Below are 21,804 nucleotides of genomic sequence, written 5' to 3'. Positions count from 1 at the left end.
AGCATACCCATCGTAGAATGGGTATATAAATTAATGCCCGTTTTCGGAGCCATTCAGTTATGAATGCTAAGACGCTGGGAAGGTGGAAGCCATTAACGACTTTGAGCTCTGCCACTGCTCGATATACTCAATTCGCTATTGATTGGATATGCGGGATTAAGAGGCCTTGCGCGAGCTCCACTCTAGGACATTTCGTAGGAAGGAGAACTTCCTTTTAAGTTCAACATACTCGTTAAGATTCAAGTTTCGCTGCGCTCCACACTTGTCCCTTTCTTTTCAGCAACACCACTTGCGTGCCTGTCGGAAACTCGACACCATCGCTCTCAGGCTCCACTAACACGTAATGTTGCTGCATATAGTCATCTTTAACCACGGCTTCACTCGGACTACCCTGCACCGCCTTACTCGTCGTCAACGTGCCAACACAGCCGTTAAGGTCTTCAACCGATACAGCCAAAGATTCATTCTTTGGCAAAATATCAGCCAGTTTTCCACCGAAAAAGTGGCAGCATAACGCCATTAATATCAAAGAAATGGACAACGAGAAGAATTGGGGGAGCAAGCTGTTGAACCAGCTCTGAGATAAGTAGTTAAATGAAAAGCCTGCAATCGCAAAGCTTAATAGCGCTAAGACTAACCAAATGAGTAACGGCAGCCGGTTAATGCACAACCAACTAACAAGGCCGCTAACAGCTGCTACATCGGCGTTGCCGTCATTGGGTGTCCAATCATCAAGTAAGCCTAAGAAACTGGCACCAATGACGAGAGATAAGCTTTCTACAATTCCGAGTACAAATACGATACACAGCGAAATGGTATAAGGTAAATTATCTTGGCTTAATAGAATTGAAACCATTAAATCCTCCATGAACACAATTTATCCGCATCATCCTATGCGGCGCAGGGCGTCAATGCCCTGTAATGTGGCTTAACTTCATAATTAGTATAAATTATGAAGTGTTTGAGCATATCAAACTTTATCCGATAGCCAAACACAATAATGTACACTTAAAAAGGATTCAAGCTATAGCCTTGTTGGGCAGCAATTGCATGAGCCGTCATGGCAGACAATGCCATATCCACACCCGGTAATAATTGCGCCGAAGAGACATCATAATACGCCGCACTTTGACCACAAACGTAAAAATGAACGCCAAGCTTGGCAAGCTTACTTATTAATTCAGTATTGCCATTGGGCTTTGACTGATGAGATTGATAAAACTTATTATCAGTAAAGTCAGCGACCGCACTGCCGTGCACCACCATCATTAACTCAATATTCTTTAACGGTACTCCCTCACTAACATGCATATTAATAAACCTCGCCAGCGTATCTAGGCTGCGGTTAACCTTACCGGGTTCTGCCGCTGTACTCATATCGAATACCACTTTCATCTGCATATCCTTAGGGATCATCAAACGACTTTCGACTTTTGCAATTTTTCCATACTGAGTCAGTACGGGTCCTAGTTTAAAGGCGTCACTGCCCGCCATAAGATTAAAACTACACAGTAAAAAAAATCCGCTAAGAAAATAAACACTCTGCTGTATTTTCATTTTGTCTCTCCCTCGTCATTAGCTATTTGGTTGATAAAACTCTGCCGTAAATCACGCTTATTTAGCGCTTTATATCGTGCTAGCATAGTTAAATTAATCACTATCAGCTGACTCTTATGAATCAATCTGCACACAAGCACTATGCACTTCTTTGTGAACACTTTCAGAGCATTAGCCATTTTGAACATTTAAGCGCCCTCGGCGATTGGGATCAAGCGGCAATGATGCCTACGGGCGGAGGTGAAGCCAGAGGTGCTGCAATGGCGGAACTAGCCAAACATATTCACTCACTAAAAACGGCGCCGATGCTAGCGCACACCATTGCAGAAGCTGAATTAGAAAACCTTAATTGGCAGCAAAAAGCCAACCTAAGAGAGATCCGTTACCAGTACCAGCAAGCCAATATTGTGCCTGGCAGTCTGGTTGAAGCAAAAACAAAAGCCGCTTACCACTGTGAGCAAGCTTGGCGAGAGCAGCGTAACCAAAACGATTGGCAAGGATTTAAACCCAATCTTGAAAATGTATTAGCACTGTCCAAAGAAGAAGCTCAGATCCGCGCGGCAGCACTCGATATCTCTCCTTATGATGCGCTGCTAGATAAGTTTGAGCCCGGTATGACGTCAGCCAGATTAGAGCAGATATTTGGCGGGCTAAAAAGTTGGCTACCGGGCTTAATTGAGCAGGTCCAAGACAAACAGAAACACCAACCTCATTATGCTATCCCCCATACTGCGAGTGCAGCTCAAGCTCTATTCAGTCGAGATGTAATGACCTTACTTGAGTTTGACTTCAACCACGGTAGATTAGACACCAGCAGCCACCCTTTTTGCGGTGGTGTAGCCAGTGATGTGCGCCTAACGACGCGTTACGATGAAGCTGACTTCACCAGTGGATTAATGGGCGTAGTTCATGAAACGGGTCATGCAAAATATGAGCAAGGCTTACCTCTTGAATGGCGTGGGCAACCCGCTGGACTTGCTCGCTCGATGGCTATTCATGAAAGCCAAAGCCTATTCTGTGAGATGCAATTAGGGCGAGGTGCTGCATTTTTAAAGCAGTTACAGCCTAAGTTAACACAACGTCTAGATTGCAATCTCAGCCATGAACAACTGCTCAACATCTATTCTCGCGTCACGCCAGGTCATATCCGAGTGGATGCTGATGAAGTGACTTACCCATGTCATATTTTGCTCCGATTTGAAGCAGAGAAAGCCTTAGTCGCTAACGAGCTTGCCGTCGCTGACTTGCCTGATTTCTGGTCTGCACAAATGCAATCACTATTGGGAATTAATACCGATGGCGACTATAAAAATGGCTGTATGCAGGACATTCATTGGGCTGTAGGTGAAATGGGTTATTTCCCAAGCTATACGCTAGGCGCGATGTATGCTGCTCAGTTTAGAGTCGCAATGGAGAAGCAATTAGGCTCGATTGAAACACTTATCGACAAGGGAGAGCTTTCATCAATCATGGGTTGGCTCAACAACAATATTTGGTCTAAAGGGAGTTTACTCACAACCGATGAATTGGCACTGCAAGCCACTGGTGAAAACCTCAACCCAGAGCACTTTAAGCAACACTTAATCCAACGCTACAGTGCATAGCGACTGAAGAGTAATGATCCAGCTTACCCGGTAATAGGAAGTGAAAATGAAGTTACGCAATATCGAAAGCGCTGATTGGCCAACAATCCTTGAGATCCAATTAGAGTGTTATCCTCAAATTGAACCTGAATCATTAAAGGTTTTACAGAGTAAATGGCTAGCATCACCACAATCTTGCTTTGGCCTCGAGCTTAACAATCAAGTAGTGGGTTATTGCTTGGCACACCCTTGGGTGGCTAACAACCCACCTTCACTAGAACAGCAGTTGAGTGCTATCAAAGCCGCTAACACGCTTTATTTGCACGATATAGCCTTGTCAGCTAACGCCCAAGGCAAAGGGGCTGGAGGCTTGATATTGGGCAAGTTGAAACAGTTTGCGCTACAACAGGGTTATGCGACTATCAGCCTCGTCGCCGTTCAAGGTGCAGATCGTTATTGGCAACAACAAGGGTTTGAAACCCACGCTATTGATAAAGATCTCAGCGGCTATCCAAGCGACGCCTGTTATATGATTTATACCTTATAGCGTAGATTTGTTATCATATAGCCAATTTCAAAAGAGAAGATAACCATGGCCACTAGAATCACCTATAAGTTCAAGGGTAAAGCGAAAGAGATAAACTTTGCTTATGACAAATTTCACGACATATACGAAGCTGTAGCGGCTGAAGAAGGCATCGATTTAACCCGTTACCTGATGATGGCACAACAAGTTGAAACCACGTCTAAGGGTTCATCTGCGGTAAGAGATTTCCGTAACAAAGAGTTTATCCGCTTCGGTTTTACCGATATCTATTACATCAAAGATGATCCAAAAGCGCGTTAAACTAATAGATGCTTTCTTTTCGATACCAACAAATAAAGTGATATAAATGACTGCGACTTCAATGCCCAATAGCGAACACGCTAACTTTCCAAGAGCGGGATTTTTTAAGCGTTTTGGCGCGATAATGTATGATTTACTTCTTGCTGTAGCAGTCTACATGGTTGCTGGTGCGCTAGGTTTTGGTATCTTCACTGCACTAGTCTCTGCCGGTTTCATCGACATGGCAGGACAAGAAATGGTGTCTGATCTTTTAAATGACACTCCGTTGTATAAAGGGATTTATCAATTCTGGATTGCACTATGTGTTGGTGTGTTCTACATCAGCTTTTGGAGTTATGGTGGCCAAACGCTCGGCATGCGTGCTTGGAGACTTAAGGTCCAACATCCTAACGGCCAGAACCTCAGCATGGTGACAGCTGCCGCGAGACTCGTGTGGTCATTACTTGGGATCGGTAATTTATGGATCTTGATTAATGGCGATAAACTAGCGCTTCAAGACATGATGACCCGTTCAGAAGTCGTTGAGCTATCGAAAGAAGCAAATCAGATGCGTAATTGGCGCGGCGTTTAACGTAAACCCTAGCTGCTAACGCTAAAACCAAAAAAGCCAATCATCGCCCTTGTAAAAGACGCTTTATTGGCTTTTTTATTACTCTTTTTATTAGCGCTTTATGACATAAGCAGGTAATTAAAGGCTCTTATCAAGAGTGTTATGAGTGTTATGAGTGTTAGCTTATCACTTGCGAATATAATACAAGGCGGCGGCACTAAAGATGACCGCTGGCATCCCTGCGCTAATGAATGCAGGCAAGCCATAAACAATGCTTAACGGCCCAAAGACCTCACTGCAAATATAAAAGCTAAACCCAGCAACAACCCCTAACAAGACGCGTGCGCCCATGGTAACTGTTCTAAGCGGGCCAAATACAAAAGACAACGCCACCAACATCATTACCGCTATCGTGACCGGCTGCATTAACTTACGCCACAACGCCAGCTCATAACGAGCCGATGCTTGATTGTTATTCTTTAGATAATCTAAGTAGTCCACCAAACCTTCAATAGATAACGACTCGGGCTTAACAGACACCACACTTAACTTTTCTGGCGTAAGTGACGATACCCACTTATCTTCTGCTAAGTTGGTTAACACCACTTGGTTGTTCTTAAGCGAGGTTCTTCTGACTTCATACAGCTGCCAATACTTATCTTTATACTCTGCTTTTTCTGCGTGCACAGTACTCGTAAGGTTGGTGGTGTCACTAAATTCGTAAAGAGTAATATCGCGTAAATGATTGGTATCGACAACGCCGCCAATATTAACGAACAAGTCACCGTCTTTAGCCCAAACACCTCGATTAGATTCGATTAGGCTGCCGCCAGATAACTTGGTACGTTGAATCTCTTTCGCGCGCTGCTCTGCAACGGGGGCCACAAATTCTGACAGTAGCATCACCAAAATCATCAACGGAATCGCGGTTTTCATAGCAGACATGGCGATTTGTAAGCGCGACAAGCCAGATGACTGCATGACCACTAATTCAGAATTAGATGCCAACATTCCCATGCCAATCAATGCACCCAGCAGCACTGCCATGGGGAAAAACATTTCGATATCGCGTGGGATCAAGAACAACACATAGATACCAGCATCTATCATGCTGTAAGTCCCTCGACCGACTAATCTTAGCTGGTCGACCCACTTAATAATCCCTGATAGTCCAGTCAAGATCAGTAGTGATAAGGCGGAGCTGCTAATAAGGACCTTGGCGATATAGAGATCTATAATTCTCATGTGCTTGACGCCTTTTTACGCTTAAACACATTAGACAGTTTTGCCCCCGAAGGTCGCTCTTTTCCGAGCAACAGTAAGCCAATGGCCAGCGCCGAAGCATGGATCCACCACATCCCTAAGAACGCAGGGATAACCCCATCTTCTAATGACTTACGACCAGCAACCATTAATCCAAAGTATCCCAAATACAGCAAAATAGCAGGGAACATCTTGGCAAACTTACCTTGGCGGTTATTCACCCGCGCCATAGGGACAGCAATCAATGTCATCAATGGGATGGCTAAAGGTATCGCTAAACGCCAATGAAATTCAGCCGTGGCTTCAGGCGAATCGATATCCATCAATTCACCAATAGGCAATGCCGACAGTTTACGCCTACGCTCACCGCCCTCCTGCTCCTTGATTTGCATCTGATAACCACCAAATTCAACCACTTGATAGTCAACACGCTTGGGGCTTCCTTGGTATTGCACCCCATCTTCTAACTGTAATCTTTGTCCACCCGTTGCGTCTTCAACAACTTTACCCGAACGTGCAACCACAACGTTGGCTAAACCTGTTTCATCATCAGGGTCTGGCAGCTGCGCCACGAACACCTTATCGAGCTTATTATCTCGACCAATACGTTCAACGAATAATACTGCACGGCCATTGGGACTGGTCTGGAATCGACCTTGTGTTAATGCCGCAAGACCCGCTTCTGACTGTGCATGTTCCAATACTTGGTTTTGCTGCTCTTCCGCCCAAGGAGTGACATATATCGACAAAAAGCCAGTAAAGACCATATTCATCAAGGCAAGCAGCAAGGTTATCCGGGTGATGTACCATTCACTGATACCAACGCCATGTAAAATAACCATCTCATTTTCAGAATACATACGGCCATGAGCCAGTAAAATACCTAAAAATAGACTAAGGGGGAGTACTAACACCGTCAGGAACGGCATGTTGAGCCCTAGCAATGTCATCACTAAGGAAGCAGGAAATTCGCCATCTGAGGCATCAGCGAGCACTCGCACGAAATGTTGGCTAATAAAAATAGCTAACAGCACCAAAAGTACCGCTATTTGTGCCTTTAAAACTTCTCGAATCAGGTATCTAAATACAATCACAGGGAGGATCCGGTCTCTAAACTTTGAATTATGCTGGTATCAATACAACTTTCATGTAAACTGTCTACTTTTAGTAGTTTTGTAACCAACAATCACATAACATGGCTAGAGAAAACACCTGAAAAATCTATTCTAGGGTGCGCCATGTTCAGGCCCTTTTTGGGCACAAGCAGACATTATCTAATAAATAATAAAATTTGTCTTTAAGAATCTAGGAGAACCCATGGAGTTTAGCGTAAAGAGCGGTAGCCCAGAAAAACAACGCTCAGCTTGTATCGTCGTAGGTGTATACGAGCCAAGACGCTTGTCCGGTATCGCCGAACAGCTAGATAAAATCAGTGAAGGCTACATTAGCAACCTACTTCGTCGTGGCGACTTAGAAGGTAAGCCTGGACAGATGTTGTTACTGCATCATGTGCCTAATGTGCTTAGCGAACGTGTGCTTTTGGTCGGTTGTGGTAAAGAGCGTGAACTAGATGAACGCCAATACAAACAAATTATCACTAAGACCATCAATACCTTGAATGAAACGGGTTCAATGGAAGCCGTTTGCTTTCTAACTGAATTACACGTCAAAGGACGCGATACGTACTGGAAAGTACGTGAAGCCGTCGAAAGCACACAAAACAGTCTATATAGCTTTGATGCGCTAAAAACCCGTAAAGGCGAGACTCGTCGTCCATTGCGCAAATTAGTGTTTAACGTACCGACTCGACGTGAATTGACCGTTGGTGAACGTGCGATTCAACACGGTATGGCCGTTTCTGCTGGTATGCATCTTTGCCGCGACGTAGCAAACATGCCACCAAACATCTGTAACCCAGCTTACCTTGCATCGCAAGCTCGCCAAATGGCTGAAGCCACTGAAAACCTAACAGTAACAACTGTAGGTGAAGAGCAGATGGAAAAGCTAGGAATGAATTCATACCTAGCAGTGGGCCGTGGTAGTGATAACGAATCTGTTATGACCATCATGGAGTACAAGGGCGCTGTCGATAATACACAGAAGCCAATTGTACTTGTTGGTAAAGGACTCACCTTCGACTCAGGTGGTATTTCACTTAAACCAGGCGAAGGCATGGACGAGATGAAATACGACATGGGCGGCGCTGCTGGCGTTATCGGTGCAATGAAAGCCTTGTGTGACATGCAGCTTCCTATCAACGTGATTGGTATTCTAGCGGGCTGTGAAAACATGCCTTCAAGCAATGCATATCGTCCTGGTGATATTTTGACGACAATGTCAGGCCAAACTGTTGAAGTATTAAATACCGATGCAGAAGGTCGCTTGGTGTTATGTGACGTATTAACCTACGTTGAACGATTTGATCCTGAATTGGTTGTCGACACTGCAACTTTAACCGGCGCATGTGTTATTGCATTGGGTAAGCACGCATCAGGCCTGTTCTCTGGCCATAACCCACTAGCACATGAGCTACTTAATGCCGGTGAGCAAAGTGGTGACAGAGCGTGGCGTATGCCTTTGTGGGATGAGTACCAAGAGCACTTAGAAAGCCCATTTGCGGATATGACAAACTTGGGTGGACGTCCTGCAGGATCAATCACTGCAGCTTGCTTCCTATCTCGTTTCGCTAAGAAGTATAACTGGGCGCACTTAGATGTTGCCGGTACTGCATGGAATAGTGGCGCTAACAAAGGATCTACGGGTCGTCCTGTACCCTTGCTTACTCAGTTCTTGATCAACCGCGCAGGCGTTGACCAAGGCGAGTAATTTGCTTAAGCAAAATCACTTATCTAGCATTGCCAGATAGAACAAAAGCCAGTTGTTAATTCAACTGGCTTTTTTAATGCTTTGTGTCACTGAACAATACAAAATGAAACTCATTTTTGGACAGAAATTAGTTAGCTTCTGGCAAAAGTGGTTCCAATGACCTGCGGTCAGCGCATGTGCAGACGCAACTGAGGCTCGCTGCAACTCTTTATAAAAGAAAGGGTCCATGTGAGCTCAATGAAGACATCAGACCTCCAAGGACGGAGGAAATGCCAAATTCTGTATGGAACAGAATTGGCCATGCCATCAAAGGCCTCAGCCGCATCTACACTGGTTTCGAAAAGCACAACGCTCCAGCTCCTGCATTTTCAATTTTAAAACAGAAATCTAACCCCCTAACTACTTAGGCAGCTAATAACACCATCTTCCCCGTTGGAAATTTTCGCTTTTCAGACAATTTCGCCGGGGCGCAGAGGGATTGACTCTTATGACATCAAGAGCGGGCGCAAGCGCTTTGACCCTTGGCTCGGGTGTGGGCGAAGCGCCACGACCTTGGTCAAGCGCAGCTTGATAGGTATTGCTTATCTAGACTAACGACATACTGGCAAGCATTGTGGCATTTCCGTGTTAGGAAATGCCTTACCGCGGCGGTATAAATTAAAACACCAATTATCCAGTGTAGATACGGCCGTGACCGTCCATGACATGGACGTCATGGCCGAGCTTCCAAGGATGGACTTGCAGCGTGTCACGGCAGTGTCTGCACATATGCCCTCTGCAGGCGATTAGGTTCACCTTTATTCAAAGGTAAACACTACTTTGGCGCGATCTGCTCCACCATCAACTGCAGGGTTTGATTACCTCTAAACTCGTTCACATCTAATTTATACACGATCTCAGCATGCCCGATACTGGCATCAGGCCAAGTCTTCAAATCAACATTAAAGGCAATAGCATCAAGCATGATGCGGCCACACTCCGTCTCTAACACCAACTTTAAGTGCTTCTCGCCCACAATACGCTGCTGAATAATTCTAAAATGACCGTCGAACAAAGGTTCAGGAAATGATTGCCCCCAGGGGCCAGCATTACGCAGCTCAGTGGCCAACTCTAATTTAAACTGCTCTGGGATCAGTTCGCCATCGGACACCAACTCCCCAGTTAATAACTCAGGGGCTAGCACCTCACGTATAGCTTTATCATAGGCATCAGCAAACAGTGAAAACTGCCCGGCTTTAATCGACAAGCCTGCCGCCATTGCGTGGCCACCAAACTTTAAAATCAATCCGGGGTGACGACTGTTAATAAGCTCTAAAAGATCACGCATATGCAGGCCTTTAATTGAGCGAGCAGACCCTTTTATCTCACCGTCGCCAGCATCAGCAAAAGCGATAACCGGACGGTGATACTTATCTTTAATCCGCGAGGCGAGAATACCAATGACGCCCTGATGCCAATCGGCTTGGAATAGCGCAATGCCCCAAGGCAATTCACTTTCGTTAAGCTCGACACTTTCAAGACTCTTAAGCGCTTCTTGCTGCATTCCAGTCTCAAGATCGCGCCGTTCTGCATTTAAGCCATCAAGCTCCGATGCCATTCTTCTGGCCAGAACGATGTCTTCACATAACAGGGTTTCAACCCCGAGTGCCATTTCGTCCAAGCGCCCTGCGGCATTCAATCTAGGGCCCACAGCAAAACCAAAATCAGAGGCTACAATGCGTGACGGTGTGCGTTTAGCTACCTCTAATAGCGCGGTGATCCCAACGCGACAGCGGCCAGCTTTTACCCGCTGCAATCCAGCTTCCACTAAAATGCGATTATTAGTATCCAACGCCACAACATCGGCGACCGTGCCTAAAGCGACAATATCCAATAACAATCCAAGGTTAGGTTCGCTAATACCTTGCTGTTGATACCAATCTCGCTTTCTCAGCTCGGCCCGAAGCACCGACATCAAGTAAAATGCAACTCCAACACCGGCGATTGATTTACTGGCAAATTGGCAACCGTCCTGATTGGGATTAACAATGGCGTCAGCTTCTGGCAAAGAATGACCCGGTAGATGATGATCAGTAATGACCACCGTCATGCCGAGCGCTTTCGCCGCTTTTACACCCTCAATAGAGGAGATACCATTATCAACAGTAATGATCATCTCAGCGTTTTTCTGGGCAGCAACCGCTACTATTTCAGGGCTGAGACCATAGCCATAATCGAATCGATTCGGGATTAGGTAATCAATATTTTTCGCGCCCATCATTTTAAGCGCAAGCATACAAACACTGGTGGAGGTGGCACCATCGGCATCAAAGTCACCCATAATCAGGATCGACTTTTGCGCCGCCATTGCGTCAGCAACCAGCTCTGCTGCGTGATCAATCCCCAACATCGTATTGGGTCTCAACAGCTTGCCTAAGCTAAGCTCGCACTCATTAGCGCTAACACCGCGGCTAGCATAAATCTGCTTTAACAATGGGGAATATGAATCAGGTAAGTGGCTATCATCCACTTTTGCGCGGCGAACAATCTTATGGATCACAGGGCTAACTACCTCAATAAAATGACTGAACCAGCATAACAAAGACTGTTAAAGAAGGCTTTAGAATGAACATAAAAAAGGTGAGCTTAAGCTCACCTTTTTCCATACATAACGTTAGTGCTTGCGCTGCAAGATTACTGCGCCGCTTCTAGCGTTCTTAATAGATCTTTAGGTGGCTGGTACCCTGGAACAAGGCTGCCATCTTCAAGGATGATAGCGGGAGTACCATTGATACCAAATGATTGACCCAGGTTATATTGCTCAGCAATTTTCGCATCACACTTTGCATTTAGTACACGCTTACCGGCTTTAGCATCGCTCATCGCTTTTAGCGGATCAGCTGAACACCAAACGGCTTCCATCTCATCAGCATTAGCCGATGGCACGCCAGCACGCGGGAATGCTAAGTATCTAATCGTGATACCAAGATCATTGTATTCATCCATTTGATTATGCAGCTTACGGCAATAACCACAGCTCACATCAGTAAACACAGTCACAACATGCTTTTCATTTTTGGCTTTATAGACCAACATATTCTTTTCGAGTGGCTTCATCATCTCGATACGCGGGCCAGCCATTGCAGCTTCCGTTAGGTTTTTCATGCCTTTGTCTAAATCGTAAAGCGTGCCATGCATCAGCATAGTGCCATCTTTACTGATGTAGAGCACACCGCGGTTGGTTAAGGCTTCATATAACCCAGGAATAGGTGACTCTTTAAACGACATGACATCGACACTTAATGCCTCTGACAACTTCTTTTCTAAAGCGGCGGTATCATCATTTTTGGTGGTAGACCCGGCAAGGGCAGCAGGGGCGATTATCATTGCAATGATCAAAGAAAATGCTCGGGTGAACTTCATTGGATATCCTATTCTACGTAACGGTCAATTTAAGGGTGTAAAGATTAGACCTTGTCTGGGGCTGAAAAGTTACAGTCTCATGCTAGTTAAAGCAAATATTTTGCTGTAACTAAATCATACAGACGTGAAACTTATCAAATTATTGGCAAATCTCTGAGTTAGAAAGTGTCATTATTACGGCTTGATCCTCACCAATAATCTACAACTCTTAACCTCTAGGGTGATGTTCGCTATGCAAGCTGGCTAAGCGAGCCGTTGCTACGTGAGTATAGATTTGTGTGGTCGATAGATCACTATGACCTAGGAGTAACTGTACCACTCTTAAATCCGCACCATGATTGAGTAAATGAGTGGCAAAGGCATGCCTTAGAGTATGTGGTGAGATAGCCGTGGCGATGTTAGCCCTTAATGCATAAAGCTTAATTCGATGCCAAAACGTTTGCCGTGTCATCTGTTGCGCCCGCTTAGACGGGAACAGCACATCACTTTGTTTACCTTTAAGCAACTCGGTTCTGGCATATTTTAGATAGCTTTCAACCTCTGTGACGGCTAATTCGCCCAAAGGCACTAAGCGCTCTTTGCCCCCTTTACCCACAATGCGCACCAGCCCTTGACGCAGACTAATTTGCTCCATAGTTAATCCAACCAATTCAGACACGCGCAGTCCCGTGGCGTACAAAAGTTCAAGCATCGCTTTGTCACGGCACTCAATTGGATCTTCTTCATTGGGTTCCGATAATAATCGATCGATATCATCTTCACTCAAAGAATCCGGCAGTTTACGCGCTAACTTGGGAGATTCTAGCAGCGCCATCGGATCACTACTTATCTGTTTGTTGATCACCAGATAACCATAAAATCCTCGCAGACTACTCATCATCCGCGCGCTACTACTTTTAGCGAATCCTTTATCAAAACGGACAGCAAGGTAGTCACGCACATCGAGCTGACCGCTGCCAATAAGATCTCCAGCATGAAGCTGAACATAGCGGTCAAAATGGCGCAAATCGGTTCGGTAAGCGTCCAACGTATTGTCACTTAAGCCTTTGGTTGACCACAAGTGGTCAAGGAAAAGATCGATTACGGGATCGGGGATGTAGTCAGCTGGCACCCAAACTCTCTTAGATTATGTTGCGATTAGATAAAAAAACGGCGATGAACTAATAATTCATCGCCGTTATCTTATGATATCAAGCCTGTGTTTGTCATCTCACTCAAGCAGACTACCGTTAATGATTTAGCTTACAGCCACTGCTGCTTGCTCTTTCTTCATCATCAAACAGGCAAATATCGTCATTGCAGTAGGTAATAACCAAGCCATACCTTCAGTATGCAAAGGCATAAAGTTAAACGCACTAACATCAACACCTGCCGCTTTAATACCATCGATAATACCGAAGAAAAGCGCAACGCTAAGCACGATTCGATGAGCCGCTTCAGGTTTAGCAAAACGTTCGGTTAAGAAGGTGACCGCCACTAAAGCAATTGCGACGGGGTAAACCGTCATCAATACTGGGATGCTAATACTAATAAGCTGTGCCAGCCCGACGTTAGCAATCGTCGCGCAAATCACGCTCAAAATAACCACAAAACGGCGGTATGAGATCTTAGGTAATAACTCATTAAAAAATTCGCTACAAGCACTAATCAGTCCAACAGCGGTGGTTAAACAGGCCAATGTCACAACCGTGGACAATAGCACTAAGCCCGTTGTACCAAACTCATGAGTCACATAGTTAGTTAAAATTACCCCGCCATTTTCAGCACCCGCCGCTAAATCGCCCGCGGTAGCGCCCAAATAGAATAAAGCTATATAAACAAACGCTAAGCCACCTGCAGCAATGAGAGCGGCTTTAATTAAGTAGCCCGTCTGCGCTTTAGGATCTGTTATCCCTTTCTTACGCAGAATATCGATAATTAAAATACCAAAGATCAGCGACGCCAAGGTATCCATGGTGTTATAGCCTTCCAATACGCCCTTCGTTAACGGGTGAGTTTGGTACTCACCGACAGCAGCAGCAACCGGACTTCCTGGTAAAAAGATAACCGAGGCCGCTAAACCGACAAGCAACAATATAAGGATAGGCGTTAATACCTTGCCGACATTATCCAGCAGTTTTCCTGGGTACAGTGCAAATACCATGGAAATACTGAAGAACATTAATGTGTAAAGAAGTTGCGCGACGTTTAGGGTAATACCAGCAATCATAAAGGTCGCTTCGGCATTGTCTAAGAAAGGTTTAAAACCAACTTCAAAAGCAACTAAACCGGTTCTTGGCGCGGCGAAAGCAGGGCCTATAATGATAAAAATAGCGACGGCAAGTGCGGTGGCAGCAATGGGAGGTAATAAGCTCATAATTTTACCGTTGGCTTTAGCAACAGCAATCAGCGTAATAAGAGGCAGTCCGACTGCGGTGACAAGAAAGCCAAACATGGCTAAGGTCATATTTTCGCCAGCCAAAAAACCCGCTAACGGAGGGAAGATAAGATTTCCCGCCCCTAAAAAGAACGCGAAGGTCATGAAACCCAACCCTAACGTATCTGCAATACTCATTTGATTATTTTGCACTTTATGCCCCATCTTTATTTTTTATTGTTAACAATTTCATCTCATCACGCCTTTACAGCACCACTTTAGGATGACAACTATTAATGTGTAATATTTGGTTTACACAAGCCAGTGGTAAATACGACCTAAGCTTGGCTACTTTATGAACAACAGCGAAAAAGCGGTCACTGTAATTGCTATAAAACTGGTTTACAGTCCCTAAAAAGAGGCTTTGTCCTCTCTTGGGGGCGCATACTATTATCAGACTCACAACCATTTAACAAGAATCGCGGCCGAATAATTGCCACTCTCGATACAAATAATAACGCCCTGTTAACACTTAATTTTCATCACTTACATTCAACCCATTTATCATCTAAGCAAGAAACATCCACCAGTTCGCCTATCAAATGCTTAAAAACGAGTAAACACAGGCCCTCGCCGTGGACTAAAACAGCAATGTCTATCTTGATTGTGCTTAGGATGATTTAGCGTACAATTCTGTCACTGACCCGCATTTTGTAACTTACATGCCTTTTAGCTTTAAACAGTTTCATATCGACGACAGCCGCTGCGGCATGCCTGTCAGCACCGATGGAGTTCTTCTCGGCGCATGGGCACCATTAACGAATGCCAAAACCATATTGGATATCGGTACTGGAAGCGGTTTGCTGAGTTTAATGGCTGCTCAACGCAGCCAAGCGCAAATAACCGCTATCGAGCTGGATCTAAGCGCAGCGCTCGATTGCCAGCACAACTTCAATCACAGCCCTTGGGCCGAAAGGTTAACCCTGCTAACAAGTTCCATTCAACAGTACTGCACTGAGGCGATAGAACTGCGTTTTGATCACATCATTTGCAACCCCCCCTATTTTGGCAATGGCCCACGATCGAGTAGCCAGCTAAGAGCCACAGCGCGTCACACTGACAGTCTGAGTTTTGATGAACTGTTAAGGGCGATCAGCTCTTTGCTCTGTCCAATAACAGGCCAAGCGAGCCTTATTTTGCCAACCACTGAAGCCACTCAACTACTCAACCGACTCCATAAATACCCGCTAGCCCTTAGACACTCGGTGACCGTCGCCAGTGTTGAAGGTAAGCTACCCAATAGACAGTTGTTGCTCCTAGTCGTATCAAATGACACAAATACGCTAATTGATCAGGAGGTTAATTCAATCTCAACCTTAGCGATTCGTCAGAGAAATGGTCAGTACACCGATGAGTTTGTTCAATTCACAAAAAGTTTTTATTTAAAGCTGTAGCGATCGGCGATCTAATCGTTTCAAGTCGCTCGTGAAACCTTTATAATGTGCGGCTATTATTTATTGAGATGCCAACGCATGCTATTTGAAGATCTCCAGCTTGACCCTCGTTTGTTAGAGTCACTAAAAGCAATGGGCCACAACAAGCCCACTACGATACAACAACAAACAATTCCAGTTGCCATGGAGCAAAGAGATATTCTTGCTCGTGCGCCAACAGGAACAGGGAAAACAGCGAGCTTCCTATTACCTGCTATGCAGCACCTGCTCGACTTTCCACGTCGATTCGGTGGCCAAGCTCGCGTATTAATTCTGACTCCAACACGAGAGCTTGCCAGTCAAATTCATCGCTATGCATCTCATTTAGGCACTGGCTTAAACTTCGATACCTGCATCATTACCGGCGGCGTTCCTTACGCGGCTCAGGAAGATGCATTAAAAGGCAATGTCGACATTTTAGTCGCCACACCAGGCCGCTTAATGGAATACCTTGATAAAGGGTTATTCAATGCCGAAGAGGTTGAAGTTTTAATTATCGATGAAGCCGACCGTATGCTGGATATGGGCTTCTCTGCCGCAGTGGAAACACTCGCTATCGAGTCTGTTGGCCGTAAACAAACCATGTTGTTCTCTGCCACGCTTGAAGGTAGCGACGTAGGTCGTTTCTCACATCAGTTATTAAACAACCCTGCCAAGGTTGAAGCAGAAGCTCCTCGCAGCGAAAAAGCCAAGATCCACCAATGGGTCCATATCGCTGACGATAAAGCCCATAAATTTGCGATGTTATGCGCTATTCTGAAACAAGAAGAAGTGCAGCGCACTATCGTGTTTGTTAAAACACGTGAATCGGTTGCCAGTCTTGAAGGCTTATTACAGAAACAAGGCATCACCTGCAGCTTTATGCGCGGTGATATGGAGCAAAAAGCACGTTTTCAAGCCTTAGGACGTTTCACTAAAGGTGAAGTTAACGTACTACTTGCCACTGATGTCGCTGCACGTGGTATTGATGTAGATGACATCACCCATGTCATCAACTTTGATATGCCACGTTCAGCAGACACCTATGTTCACCGTATTGGTCGTACTGGCCGTGCTGGCGCAAAAGGAACGGCGATATCACTCGTTGAAGCCCATGACGTCCGTATTGTTGGCAAGATTGAACGCTATATTGATCAGCCATTAAAGCGTCGTTTTGTGAAAGATCTTCGCCCTAATAACAAAGAGGCTAAGCCTCCAGGGAAGAAGAAAGTACAAGACACTGGCAAGACTTATAGTAAGAAAAACAAGAAGAAGAAAAAGAAGTAAACCTCGCTTACTTGCTCTTTTAAAAGGATCACTTAATGTGATCCTTTTCTGTTTCTAGCCGAAAAAAATCTCACCCAACAACCTCCCCCAAAAATCTTAATGTCCATTATTTATGCATTAGCGCCTTAAAAAACCACACATGTTAGGGTTAACGCCATAAATTGAAACATTTTATATACAAAAAACAATATCGTGTTCGCGCTGAGTCTGGTAATTTACGTCAAAGGAAAGGTATTACATGGAAAAGCGAAATTATAATGATAAAAAAAGTAATCAGAAGGGCTTCCCCACTATTTATTCTTGTTTTCTTTATTGTGGCTGCGCAAGTACTTATCAGCACTAAAGAAGCACCTGAACAAAAAGCAGATGAAGCGCCCATCCCAATTGTTGATGTTATGGAAGTTCAACAACAAACAGTGTCGCTCAATCTGCCCTCTTACGGTATCGTCAGTCCTAAATATAAAACCCAATTGGTCACTGAAGTTCAGGGCCGAATGCTTAACATATCCAACAAATTCGTTGCCGGTGGTGTCGTTAAAAAAGGCGAAGAACTCGCCGTTATTGAGCCTTCAGATTATGAAGCCGACCTAATGCAAGCTCAAGCTTCTGTAGCACAGGCCAAGGCAGCACTTGAAGAGGAACGCGCAAAGGGCGAAGTGGCTAAAAATGACTGGAAAGGATACGACGGCGGCATTCCCCCAGAATTAGGCCTGCGTCTGCCGCAGTTAAAGCAAGAGCAAGCCAATGTTAAGTTTCAACAAGCCGCACTCGCTAGAGCAGAGCGAAACCTTGAGCGTACCGTTATTCGCGCGCCTTTTGATGGCATCATCAAGGCGCGAAATGTGGACCTTGGGCAGTATGTCACCTTAGGCACTAACTTAGGCGAACTTTACGACACTCAAATAGCAGAGATCCGCTTACCACTTTCAAATAATGATTTAGCCTATTTAGAATCAGTCGAAAACCCCGATACAGAAGTCACTTTAAGTGCCGATCTTGCGGGTAAGATTGTAACTTGGACAGGCAAGATTATTCGCAGCGAAGGCGTTATCGACGCAGAAAACCGCATGGTTTATTTGGTCGCTGAAGTGAAAGATCCCTACCTTAGAGGCACTAGAGTTGATGGTCAACTGCCACTCAAATACGGCAGTTTTGTCAGCGCCGTCATTAAAGGTCGCACTGTTGAAGGTATAGTGAAGTTGCCACGTTATCTGGTACGTCATGGAACCGTTACCCTCATTAAAAAAGATAACAGCGTTGAGATCAGAGCCGTCAACGTCGTCCGCACCGATCTAGAAAATGTCTACATCAAAGATAGCTTAGCCAGCGGAGAGCGCATTTCAGTAACTAACCTGACCAATGTTGAAGATGGCCAATTAGTCAAAGTCTTAGGCGAAGAGAACAGCTCGATTTTAGAGGGTTCTGATGAGCCGGCACCTCAAGAAAAACTCGCTAGTAAAGGTGAACAATAATGGCTGCTGAAAAAGGGATGATCGCTTGGTTCGCTAGAAACAATGTCGCATCCAATCTATTAATGTGGGTCTTGTTGATAGGCGGTCTATTTAGCACGGTTATTATTAATAAAGAGATTTTCCCGACCTTTGAGCTTAACTACCTCAACATCTCAGTCGCCTACCCAGGCGCAGCACCACAAGAAATCGAGGAAGGCATTAATATCAAGATCGAGGAAGCGATCCAAGATATTAACGGCATAAAGAAAGTCACATCGGTTGCCAGCGAAGGGGTGGGGTCAGTTACCATTGAAGTGGAAGATAGCTACGATCCACAAGATATCCTCGATGAAGCCAAGCTACGAATTGACGCTATATCCACCTTCCCCGTCAACATTGAAAAGCCCAACATTACCCGTCTTAAACCTGAGAACAATGTCATTTGGATCTCGGTCTATGGTGACCAATCTCTTAGAGAGATGAAAGAGCTGGCCAAGACCATTCGTGATGAAGTCGCTGCACTGCCCGCGATAACGCGAGCCCAGGTGACTGGCGTACGTGAATACGAAATTGCGATTGAATTATCGGAAGATAAACTGCGAGAGTACGGACTCACCTTCTCTCAAGTAGCACAAGCAGTACAGAACTCATCAATCGATCTGCCTGGCGGTTCAATTCGCGCTAAAGATGGCGATATTTTACTGCGTACAAAAGGACAAGCTTACACAGGTGACGATTTCGCTCAAATTGTGGTGAGTAGTCGTCCCGACGGCAGCCGCGTAATGCTGCCACAAGTGGCGACTATCAACGACGGTTTTGAAGAGAGACTCGAATACACTCGCTTCAATGGTCAGCCCGCGGCAATTATTGAAATATTGAGCGTTGATGATCAAAACGCGTTAGATATCTCTGCACAGGTAAAAGAATACATTGAGCAGAAACGCGAGTTCTTACCGACCGGCGCTAAACTCGATACTTGGGGTGACTTAACCCACTACCTAAAAGGTCGATTGAACATGATGCTGTCAAACATGTTTTATGGTGCCTTATTAGTGTTTGTTATTCTGGCGCTATTTTTGGAAATTAAGCTGGCGTTCTGGGTAATGGTAGGTCTACCGGTTTGTTTCTTGGGCGCCATGTTGGTCATGCCATTAGAGCCATTCTCACTGTCGATTAACTTATTAACACTATTTGCCTTTATTCTAGTGCTAGGGATCGTGGTGGACGATGCCATTGTCATTGGCGAAAGTGCCTATAGTGAAATAGAGCGATACGGGCATTCACTTGATAATGTGGTTAGAGGTGCCAAGAAAGTCGCGATGCCTGCGACATTCGGTGTACTCACCACCATCGCGGCCTTTGTGCCAATGTTGATGGTGTCGGGTCCACAGGGGATCATCTGGAAATCTATCGGCATGGTGGTTATCCTCTGTTTAATGTTCTCGCTATTGGAATCGAAACTGATTTTACCCGCACATTTAGCCCATATGAAACCACCCAAGCCACGTGATCAATTGGGCAGGTTAGGCCGTTTTAAAGCGGGTTTAAATGACAAGGTGCAGTACTTTATCCATAACAATTATCGCTCATTTTTAGAGCGCTGCATTGTAAATCGATATAACACCGTCGCCATCTTTACCGGTGTACTCATCCTGTCTATCGCACTGGTGGTTAGTGGTCAGGTACGTTGGGTGTTCTTCCCCAGTATTCCGTCAGACTTTATCCAAGTTCAGCTGCAAATGGATGAAGGTAGCTCAGAAGAAAATACCCTGCAAGTGGTTCAAGAAGTAGAGGAAGCACTCTACCGCATGAACGATGATATGGAAGGTGAACTCGGCTACCCGGTAGTAAAACACAGCTTTATTAATATGAGTTCTCGTACTTCTGCATTTATTTTTGCCGAGCTCACCAAGGGCGAAGAGCGCACTGTTGATGGCGAAACCATCGCTTCAGCTTGGCGTGAACAACTGCCTGAACTGCTTGCCGTTAAGAAACTCAATATTAATGCCAGCACCAATGACACTGGTGGCGATATTGCCTTTAGACTCACCTCAAGTAATCTTGAGCAATTGTCGCTTGCCTCTGCAGAACTGAAACAAAAGCTGCGAAGCTACGAAGGTGTTTACGACATTGCCGACAACTTCTCCTCTGGTAGCCAAGAGATCAAACTAAAGATCAAACCAGAAGCGGAAGCGCTTGGACTGACGCTGTCAGATCTAGCTCGCCAAGTTAGATACGGTTTCTACGGTTATGAAGCGCAGCGGATCTTGCGTAACAAAGAAGAAGTTAAAGTGATGGTGCGCTACCCACTTGAACAACGCCGCACAGTGGGTCATCTCGAGAATATGCTGATCCGTACACCAACCGGTGCAGCGGTGCCTTTTGGAACAGTTGCCCAAATTGAGCTAGGTGATTCGTACTCCTCCATTACTCGAGTGGATAGCAGAAGAGCGATAACGATTACCGCCAATGCTGATACCAACAAAGTGGAACCCTCCAAGGTTGTGTCAGAAATTCAAGAGGATTTCTTGCCGATACTGGCAAAAAAATATCCGAATATCTCGACTGCACTCGATGGTGGTAGCGCCGATGAACAAAGTGCACTTGTTAGCTTGATGCAAGGATTCTTCTTTGCGCTATTTACTATCTATGCACTCATGGCCATTCCGCTAAAGTCATATAGCCAACCTCTTATCATCATGTCGGTGATTCCGTTTGGTATGATTGGCGCGCTATTTGGTCACTTTATCCTCGGTCTAAACATGAGTATTTTGAGCTTGTGTGGCATTGTTGCTCTTGCGGGAGTGGTGGTGAACGATTCATTGATTTTGGTCGATTTCGTTAACCGTGCGCGCGCAGAAGGCCATTCGATAGTGCAATCAGCTGTCGACTCTGGTTGTTACCGATTCAGGGCAATTATCTTAACCTCACTGACAACATTTGTCGGCTTAGTGCCTATTTTGTTAGAGAAGAGCTTACAGGCTCAAATCGTTATCCCGATGGCCGCCTCTCTTGCATTTGGTATTTTGTTCTCAACCGTAGTGACGCTAATTTTGGTGCCTTTACTGTACATAATCCTTGATGATATCAAACGCACTTCTAGTAGATTCTATCAGTGGTGGTGGCAACCAAAAGCTGAAGCTGAAGCTGACCAGTCACCAGAGCAGGTATCAAACTAGAGACACTTTATTATTGTACTGAATAAAAGGA

At 45.2% G+C, this 21,804-nt stretch carries 17 protein-coding genes; 9 read left to right on the top strand and 8 right to left on the bottom strand.

Going from position 1 to position 21,804, the window contains the following annotated elements:
- Positions 1 to 232: 232 nt before the first annotated feature.
- The gene (locus CXF83_RS05550; RefSeq protein WP_101091748.1) at positions 233 to 856 is read right to left on the bottom strand and encodes an OB-fold-containig protein; all 624 of its coding nucleotides are present in this window, start codon (positions 854 to 856) and stop codon (positions 233 to 235) included.
- Positions 857 to 1,008: 152 nt separating this feature from the next.
- A complete protein-coding gene (locus CXF83_RS05545) occupies positions 1,009 to 1,557 on the bottom strand; it encodes a DsrE family protein (RefSeq protein WP_232775038.1) in 549 nt (182 codons plus the stop codon).
- A 116-nt stretch (positions 1,558 to 1,673) separates the two neighbouring features.
- Here CXF83_RS05545 and CXF83_RS05540 point away from each other — a divergent pair, with 116 nt between their 5' ends.
- The 4 genes from CXF83_RS05540 (at position 1,674) to CXF83_RS05525 (ending at position 4,558) form a co-directional block, all read left to right on the top strand.
- Positions 1,674 to 3,161, top strand: coding sequence for a carboxypeptidase M32 (locus CXF83_RS05540; RefSeq protein WP_101091747.1), 1,488 nt, complete (start codon positions 1,674 to 1,676; stop codon positions 3,159 to 3,161).
- A gap of 46 nt (positions 3,162 to 3,207) precedes the next feature.
- Positions 3,208 to 3,687 (top strand): GNAT family N-acetyltransferase, encoded by a 480-nt coding sequence (locus CXF83_RS05535; RefSeq protein WP_101091746.1) that lies wholly within the window; start codon positions 3,208 to 3,210, stop codon positions 3,685 to 3,687.
- A 45-nt stretch (positions 3,688 to 3,732) separates the two neighbouring features.
- Positions 3,733 to 3,987 carry a DUF2960 domain-containing protein gene (locus tag CXF83_RS05530; protein ID WP_101091745.1) on the top strand — a complete coding sequence of 85 codons (255 nt, stop codon included), beginning with the start codon at positions 3,733 to 3,735 and terminating at the stop codon, positions 3,985 to 3,987.
- 61 nt (positions 3,988 to 4,048) lie between these two features.
- Entirely contained in the window at positions 4,049 to 4,558 is a 510-nt protein-coding gene (locus tag CXF83_RS05525) for an RDD family protein (RefSeq protein WP_101091752.1), read from the top strand.
- Positions 4,559 to 4,723: 165 nt separating this feature from the next.
- Here the strand turns inward: CXF83_RS05525 and lptG are convergent, their stop codons facing one another.
- A complete protein-coding gene (lptG, locus tag CXF83_RS05520; RefSeq protein ID WP_101091744.1) occupies positions 4,724 to 5,782 on the bottom strand; it encodes an LPS export ABC transporter permease LptG in 1,059 nt (352 codons plus the stop codon).
- Complete coding sequence (gene lptF / locus CXF83_RS05515) at positions 5,779 to 6,894, bottom strand: LPS export ABC transporter permease LptF (protein ID WP_101091743.1); 1,116 nt, start codon at positions 6,892 to 6,894, stop codon at positions 5,779 to 5,781. The genes lptG and lptF overlap by 4 nt, the downstream gene beginning before the upstream one ends.
- A gap of 223 nt (positions 6,895 to 7,117) precedes the next feature.
- On the opposite strand from lptF, the gene pepA reads away from it, so the two are divergent.
- Positions 7,118 to 8,626 carry a leucyl aminopeptidase gene (pepA, locus tag CXF83_RS05510; protein ID WP_101091742.1) on the top strand — a complete coding sequence of 503 codons (1,509 nt, stop codon included), beginning with the start codon at positions 7,118 to 7,120 and terminating at the stop codon, positions 8,624 to 8,626.
- A gap of 814 nt (positions 8,627 to 9,440) precedes the next feature.
- On the opposite strand, the gene recJ is transcribed toward pepA, so the two are convergent.
- The 4 genes from recJ to brnQ all read right to left on the bottom strand — a co-directional run bounded on the left by recJ (position 9,441) and on the right by brnQ (position 14,609).
- A complete protein-coding gene (recJ, locus tag CXF83_RS05505) occupies positions 9,441 to 11,165 on the bottom strand; it encodes a single-stranded-DNA-specific exonuclease RecJ (RefSeq protein ID WP_101091741.1) in 1,725 nt (574 codons plus the stop codon).
- A 134-nt stretch (positions 11,166 to 11,299) separates the two neighbouring features.
- A complete protein-coding gene (gene dsbC, locus CXF83_RS05500; protein WP_101091740.1) occupies positions 11,300 to 12,028 on the bottom strand; it encodes a bifunctional protein-disulfide isomerase/oxidoreductase DsbC in 729 nt (242 codons plus the stop codon).
- Positions 12,029 to 12,236: 208 nt separating this feature from the next.
- Entirely contained in the window at positions 12,237 to 13,139 is a 903-nt protein-coding gene (xerD, locus tag CXF83_RS05495; protein WP_101091739.1) for a site-specific tyrosine recombinase XerD, read from the bottom strand.
- Positions 13,140 to 13,265: 126 nt separating this feature from the next.
- Entirely contained in the window at positions 13,266 to 14,609 is a 1,344-nt protein-coding gene (gene brnQ, locus CXF83_RS05490) for a branched-chain amino acid transport system II carrier protein (protein ID WP_101091738.1), read from the bottom strand.
- A gap of 497 nt (positions 14,610 to 15,106) precedes the next feature.
- On the opposite strand from brnQ, the gene CXF83_RS05485 reads away from it, so the two are divergent.
- The 4 genes from CXF83_RS05485 to CXF83_RS05470 all read left to right on the top strand — a co-directional run bounded on the left by CXF83_RS05485 (position 15,107) and on the right by CXF83_RS05470 (position 21,773).
- The gene (locus CXF83_RS05485) at positions 15,107 to 15,838 is read left to right on the top strand and encodes a tRNA1(Val) (adenine(37)-N6)-methyltransferase (RefSeq protein WP_101091737.1); all 732 of its coding nucleotides are present in this window, start codon (positions 15,107 to 15,109) and stop codon (positions 15,836 to 15,838) included.
- Between the two features lie 78 nt (positions 15,839 to 15,916).
- Complete coding sequence (gene srmB, locus CXF83_RS05480) at positions 15,917 to 17,143, top strand: ATP-dependent RNA helicase SrmB (protein WP_101091736.1); 1,227 nt, start codon at positions 15,917 to 15,919, stop codon at positions 17,141 to 17,143.
- Between the two features lie 257 nt (positions 17,144 to 17,400).
- On the top strand, positions 17,401 to 18,615 hold the full coding sequence (locus tag CXF83_RS05475) for an efflux RND transporter periplasmic adaptor subunit (RefSeq protein WP_101091735.1): 1,215 nt from the start codon (positions 17,401 to 17,403) through the stop codon (positions 18,613 to 18,615).
- The gene (locus CXF83_RS05470) at positions 18,615 to 21,773 is read left to right on the top strand and encodes an efflux RND transporter permease subunit (RefSeq protein WP_101091734.1); all 3,159 of its coding nucleotides are present in this window, start codon (positions 18,615 to 18,617) and stop codon (positions 21,771 to 21,773) included. Before CXF83_RS05475 ends, CXF83_RS05470 begins: the two co-directional genes overlap by 1 nt.
- Positions 21,774 to 21,804: the final 31 nt, after the last annotated feature.

The organism is Shewanella sp. Choline-02u-19, assembly GCF_002836205.1.
Lineage (GTDB): Bacteria > Pseudomonadota > Gammaproteobacteria > Enterobacterales > Shewanellaceae > Shewanella.
The sequence above is the reverse complement of the archived record's forward strand: the minus strand, read 5'-3'. Positions and strand labels throughout refer to the sequence as shown.

What these genes read in the sequence shown, in the direction of transcription:
- CXF83_RS05550 (WP_101091748.1), bottom strand. Translation starts at nt 856, where the DNA reads ATGGTTTCAATTCTATTAAGCCAAGATAATTTACCTTATACCATTTCG.
- CXF83_RS05545 (WP_232775038.1), bottom strand. Translation starts at nt 1,557, where the DNA reads ATGAAAATACAGCAGAGTGTTTATTTTCTTAGCGGATTTTTTTTACTG.
- CXF83_RS05540 (WP_101091747.1), top strand. Translation starts at nt 1,674, where the DNA reads ATGAATCAATCTGCACACAAGCACTATGCACTTCTTTGTGAACACTTT.
- CXF83_RS05535 (WP_101091746.1), top strand. Translation starts at nt 3,208, where the DNA reads ATGAAGTTACGCAATATCGAAAGCGCTGATTGGCCAACAATCCTTGAG.
- CXF83_RS05530 (WP_101091745.1), top strand. Translation starts at nt 3,733, where the DNA reads ATGGCCACTAGAATCACCTATAAGTTCAAGGGTAAAGCGAAAGAGATA.
- CXF83_RS05525 (WP_101091752.1), top strand. Translation starts at nt 4,049, where the DNA reads ATGCCCAATAGCGAACACGCTAACTTTCCAAGAGCGGGATTTTTTAAG.
- lptG (WP_101091744.1), bottom strand. Translation starts at nt 5,782, where the DNA reads ATGAGAATTATAGATCTCTATATCGCCAAGGTCCTTATTAGCAGCTCC.
- pepA (WP_101091742.1), top strand. Translation starts at nt 7,118, where the DNA reads ATGGAGTTTAGCGTAAAGAGCGGTAGCCCAGAAAAACAACGCTCAGCT.
- dsbC (WP_101091740.1), bottom strand. Translation starts at nt 12,028, where the DNA reads ATGAAGTTCACCCGAGCATTTTCTTTGATCATTGCAATGATAATCGCC.
- brnQ (WP_101091738.1), bottom strand. Translation starts at nt 14,609, where the DNA reads ATGGGGCATAAAGTGCAAAATAATCAAATGAGTATTGCAGATACGTTA.
- CXF83_RS05485 (WP_101091737.1), top strand. Translation starts at nt 15,107, where the DNA reads ATGCCTTTTAGCTTTAAACAGTTTCATATCGACGACAGCCGCTGCGGC.
- srmB (WP_101091736.1), top strand. Translation starts at nt 15,917, where the DNA reads ATGCTATTTGAAGATCTCCAGCTTGACCCTCGTTTGTTAGAGTCACTA.
- CXF83_RS05475 (WP_101091735.1), top strand. Translation starts at nt 17,401, where the DNA reads ATGATAAAAAAAGTAATCAGAAGGGCTTCCCCACTATTTATTCTTGTT.
- CXF83_RS05470 (WP_101091734.1), top strand. Translation starts at nt 18,615, where the DNA reads ATGGCTGCTGAAAAAGGGATGATCGCTTGGTTCGCTAGAAACAATGTC.